This is a genomic window from Allobosea sp. P1_A7, assembly GCF_056406775.1.
Map to the genome: position 1 here is coordinate 1 of NZ_JBFTZN010000360.1, position 4905 is coordinate 4905.

5 protein-coding genes are annotated in these 4905 nt (G+C 58.4%); 2 read left to right on the plus strand and 3 right to left on the minus strand.

Annotated elements, in window-relative coordinates; all coding sequences use genetic code 11:
* Nucleotides 1-974: 974 nt before the first annotated feature.
* Nucleotides 975-1511 (minus strand): hypothetical protein, encoded by a 537-nt coding sequence (locus AC1D34_RS34040; protein ID WP_441508902.1) that lies wholly within the window; start codon nucleotides 1509-1511, stop codon nucleotides 975-977.
* 51 nt (nucleotides 1512-1562) lie between these two features.
* Nucleotides 1563-1697 (minus strand): hypothetical protein, encoded by a 135-nt coding sequence (locus tag AC1D34_RS34045; protein WP_476776457.1) that lies wholly within the window; start codon nucleotides 1695-1697, stop codon nucleotides 1563-1565.
* Between the two features lie 296 nt (nucleotides 1698-1993).
* Between AC1D34_RS34045 and AC1D34_RS34050 the strand changes: the two genes are divergently transcribed.
* Nucleotides 1994-2470: a Ros/MucR family transcriptional regulator gene (locus tag AC1D34_RS34050; RefSeq protein WP_476776456.1), complete on the plus strand. Its 477-nt coding sequence runs from the start codon at nucleotides 1994-1996 to the stop codon at nucleotides 2468-2470.
* A 1186-nt stretch (nucleotides 2471-3656) separates the two neighbouring features.
* On the opposite strand, the gene AC1D34_RS34055 is transcribed toward AC1D34_RS34050, so the two are convergent.
* On the minus strand, nucleotides 3657-4016 hold the full coding sequence (locus tag AC1D34_RS34055; protein WP_441508886.1) for a DUF7957 family protein: 360 nt from the start codon (nucleotides 4014-4016) through the stop codon (nucleotides 3657-3659).
* A gap of 239 nt (nucleotides 4017-4255) precedes the next feature.
* Here AC1D34_RS34055 and AC1D34_RS34060 point away from each other — a divergent pair.
* Nucleotides 4256-4905, plus strand: a 650-nt coding sequence (locus AC1D34_RS34060) for a LuxR C-terminal-related transcriptional regulator (RefSeq protein ID WP_476826624.1), incomplete at its 3' end; no start/stop codon positions are given.

Consider the following 4905-nt stretch of genomic DNA (forward strand, 5'->3'; position numbering starts at 1 on the left):
GGGTAGGACCGGGCGCCGAGCTCATTCCGAATGCCAGGAACCTGTTGCTGGAGCGGGCGAACGACATGCGAAAAGCTCGAAAGCGCCCCGTGGCATGATCGCAAACGCCCTCGGCCAGATGCGGGGCGGGCTGCAAGGAGAGTTTCCAGGTGGGCCAGATCATCTCAGCAAGTTGCGAGGCTTGCCATCTACAACGCGACGTCGTGATCGGGGGAACTAGGACGGCGTTTGGAGAGCACTCGGCTTGGCCGTGCCACTGCACGAACTGCGTCGACCTTACCTCAGTGAACCTTCAGGTGGTGCCGTACCGTTGTCTCAGATGCGGATCAGAGGCGGTTGTGAAGTACGGCGATCCCGCAATATCCGACGTGTCTGGCCGTACTGTCGCGTCMTGGGAYAAGGACACGCTWTCGAGCGGCCTTCATCTTTGTCCCAACTGTGAGAAGCGAACGCTGAGGTTTGGTGATGGTGTTCTCCAGCGGCCMCTTCKSATGTWCGACTAAACYGCKCGGWTTTTCGAGAMGGCGGTCCTAGCCGGCGACTGAACCTACAATATTAAGCCATCGATCAACTGGTCGGTTCACTTAGTTTCGCTACTCGGTTCTACGCGCTGGAACAGCAGAGACTGCGTCAGCACCCTGTCGAATTTCTCGCGCCGGCAGTCAGCTTGATCGAGCTTTCCCGAACTGATGCCGGTCATGAAGATCCGAGACGTCTCCTCGCGTTCACTGGCGCGATAGCTGCGTGAACTTGGATGGCCTTTCGCGAACGTTTACGGTGCTCATGGCCCGGTCGTTTGGGCTGCCGGGGCGTTAATCGTAGCGATCGCCAGCTCGTCGCTGCTGGGGGCTGCCAAAACAGCAGCGACCGGTGCGGCGGCCGCAACTGGCGGCGCAGCCGCTCTGATCAGTCAGCAAGCGGCCCCCCTGGGTTCAGCCTTGGACGCCAGTTTGCCAGGCGATGCCCAGCGGCACCTAGATCGGCGGCCGCACATAAGGCGGAGCTTCGGGATCGAATTGCGTCCAACCTTCCCGCTCATAGGTGGTCCGGCGGTCGACCGCATCGATCGGTGTCGCGCCGTCCATGACTGCAACGATCGCCGGAGCCTGTTCCTCGTTTGCTCGAGCAGCCACAACGCTGCCGCCACGCCTGACCGCCTCCGCATAGTAGTGGGCATCCTGCTGATCGACGCCAGACTTCGTCAGAGCGCCTACGAGGCCGCCGGCGACGGCACCGGTTGCAGCCCCCGCGGCAGTTGCGGCAAGCCAGCCAGCGGCGACTACAGGGCCAATGCCGGGGATCGCAATCAGGCCGAGCCCAGCGAGTAGCCCGGCAGCACCGCCGATCAAGCCGCCGACCCCGGCGCCCTCCCCTGCATGGTTCTCGCCATCGATATCCGCTCGGCGGCCAACAAAGCTAATATCGGAATCGACGACGCCGATATCCTTCAGCTTTCGAACTACGGATTCAGCTTGATCGTAGGTGTCGTACGAACGAGTGATTGTCTGGATCATGTGAAAGACCCTCTCAGTTGCGCGTGATATTGCCTCGACAATCGAGGCTCACGCCGCCTGCCCGCCATGAGTCGCCCTGCCCTGACAGACGCCATTGTCGTTCTTCCTGAGTTCGGACACGGCACCATTGGCCTCGAACCGGCTCTTCGCCTGGCCCTTGGTGAAGCTGTTTGAGCCGGGCAACGGCGCGTTGGTATCGGAACAGCAAATATTCTGTGCCCAAGAAACGGCACCGATAGGCACTTGTTCCATGGAAGGGATTGCGGGCATTCGCCCCTAGACCGAAGGCCAGGAGCCAAACCGGCGGCATCACCAAGGCGATGGTCACATACGCGCGGTCGCTAGTGGTACACGACAAGATCGTTTCGCCAATGACGAACCACAGGATTATCGCGTTCAAAATTTGGACTGAGCATTGCGCTTCTAAGTATCAATAGGTTAGAAGATAATTTAGCGAAATGTTTATTTTAGGAAGCGCCATGAACGAAGAAAACGACAATGTAATTGAGCTGACGGCGATGGTTGTTTCGGCCTATGTCGCGCATAATAACCTCCCGTCCGGGGATCTCGTGGCGCTAATCTCGAGCACCCACTCCGCGTTCACGGAGCTCGGCGCCAAACCCGAAGCCCCGCCCGAACCTATCGTACTTGTGCCCGCGGTTCCGATCAGGAAGTCCATAACTCCGGACGCCATCATCTGCCTGGAAGACGGAAAGGCGTTCAAATCTCTCAGGCGCCATCTGGGTACGGCTTACAATCTCACCCCTGAACAGTATCGCGCGAAATGGGGCCTGCCTCCAGACTATCCGATGGTCGCACCCAATTATTCCCAAGCCAGGGCAGCGCTCGCAAGAGCGTCAGGGTTGGGACGAAAGGCCAAAACTGAACCGGTCCCTCCCGTCGCTCCGAAGCCTGCCCGGGCCAAGCGTGGCTCGAAATCCGGGCCCAAGACCTGACGCATCCAAAGCTTGTTTGCCAAGCGCCGCGACGTCGATTGCATGAACTCGACGTCGCGCCATTCCGACACGCTTTTCCTCAACTGGGCGACGTCCGGAAGGCTCAGGCAACACGAGCTTCTCATCCCCGACAAGCACCGTAATGGATCGGGCTAGTTCACGATAGGATTTCACGCGCCGCAGTTGCCGGGGATTGCCGGACGCTTCCACCGTGAGGCATGCAGCGCCGGCCACGCGATCTGGAACTGACGGAATGGAGTGTTGGATCCGGTCGGCGTACCTTAAGGCGTAAGGTCACATGCGAGCGACGGAGCGTCCTCCGTACTGCACACGACGATTATCTCGTATTCGCCACTGGCATTGGAAAACTGTTCCGCCAATCCGAGCCCGCCAGGCAATGCGGCTCTGGAAACCTCGCCTTTCGATGTCGAGGAACGGAGCCCAACGATTGGGCGAGAGACGTCCATCGCGATCACGTTATCGCCCTGCGCTCTTATGGAAATTCGGGATATCGGCTTAGTCAATTTAACGCGGTATACGTATAAATGCCAAGAATCTCTTGGAAACGGACCAGATTGAGAGATGATATTCAATCTAGCGGGATCTCCCGTTTCAGTTATGTTATTTCTTTTCGAACTTGCCGCACGTGAACTGCGCTTTCTTCCGAAATTCAAGTAGAATCCTAGCGCGATGAACAGCAATGGAGGCACGTATGTCGCTAGCAGGCGCAAAGTCTCCGGAGACAGCCCTTGTGGGATCGAAGGCTTGATCCAGTCGAACACTCGATCCCCGWACTGGCGGTCAAGCACCCCGTAAACTACAGAGAACAGGTACGGCCAAACCGCCTTGGCGGCACTGATGATGCTGCGCATTTCCGAACCGCCACCACGACTGCCTTCAGATACTTCTAACTTCACATGAAGGAAGTGTTTCTGCGGCGACCTGTTGTTGGCTGGCTGGCGGATTCGTCGAATGGGTAACGGACCGCTTGCCCGTCGGGCAAAATCCACTGTCGTCCCCTAAGCCTGGGGTGCCATTCCCGAATGACGCTACGCGACGACCGAGCCGTAGCCTGACAGCAGTGGCAAAAACGCGACCGTTCCCGGGAGGTATCGCTCCTTGCGCCTGCCCGGCTATCACTGTGCACGATCCACGGCATTAGCGCAGGTCGGTCGGACAATGGCACCTATTTGGCGAACTCTTTTTCGATCTCACCGCCCGTCGTCGGATCAATCACCAGGCGATAGCCGCTCATGCTATGCGCCAGAATGCCGGCCTCACTTAGGCTGGCGTCGATAAACGTATCAGGCATGCTCGGTAAAGCCGCCCGCCATAGCGCTCGGCCGGTTTTGCCAATGCAGAGCAGGTTCTCGAAGAGATTGGCCCTGCTGGATTCGGGATCTATCAGGACGATGCATCGCTCCGGGCCGAATGGGATAGCGGTTTTGATGGGTGCACCCCGATAGAGGCCTTTCACAGCCAACGGCCCGTCACCGTTCCTTACGACGATGAAATTGCCATTCGCCGTGAAAACAATCGCTCCCATTGCCCTCCCCGATCACTCTCGCGGCTTCAGAGAATGACTCGGGGCGGGCTATTTGTCTCTCGAAACCGTCTGCATTGCGTGGTGACGACTTCACAGTCGGGGCACCGCAAAGACACAGCGTCCGACAGAGTTAATTGGGTCGCCATTCTTCCCGTTCGAACTCGTTTTACATCGATCATTGGCTACGCAACCATCGGGATCATTGGCCGGGGGGAGACGAATCAGAAGGGAACTGGCCCATGCCGGACCGGACGGTCGCGATCGTTGACGATCACCCATTGTTGGCCGAGGGCGTTGCTACACTACTGAGACGATGGGGCGGTTTCACGCTCACTGCGACGGGGAACGTCGCGGATGATATCCTGTCGATCACCAAGACCCATCAGCCCGATTTTATGATCGTCGATCTGAGCATGGCTGGGGATGTCTTTCAGGCTATCTCCGACACATTGAAGATCGCTGCTGAGACCAGAATTGTCGTATTCACAGCCTCAACCAGCACGGATGATGCGATTGCGGCTCTGAACGCAGGCGCCAAGGGCTACGTTCTGAAGGGCAGCCCTTCCGACGATCTCTTTCAGGCTCTAAATGCAGCGCAACGAGGCGACGTGCATGTCACCCCCTCCTTCGCCGCCAAGTTGATTGGCGCGTTGAAAGACCAGAACCGGGAGCGCCAGAAGCCAGCCAGCGATAGGCTCAGCGTCAGAGAGGAGCAGATCGTAAGGCTGCTGCTGCTCGGGAAGATGAACAACGAGATCGCCCAAGAACTTTCGCTCAGCGCCAAAACCGTCAAGGGCTACATGACGAACCTGATGGTCAAGATGCATGTCCGAAATCGACTTGAGGTCGTCATCGCGGCGCAAAAGCACATCCCGCCGCCGAGCGGCAC

What these genes read in the sequence shown, in the direction of transcription:
- AC1D34_RS34050 (WP_476776456.1), top strand. Translation starts at nt 1,994, where the DNA reads ATGAACGAAGAAAACGACAATGTAATTGAGCTGACGGCGATGGTTGTT.
- AC1D34_RS34055 (WP_441508886.1), bottom strand. Translation starts at nt 4,016, where the DNA reads ATGGGAGCGATTGTTTTCACGGCGAATGGCAATTTCATCGTCGTAAGG.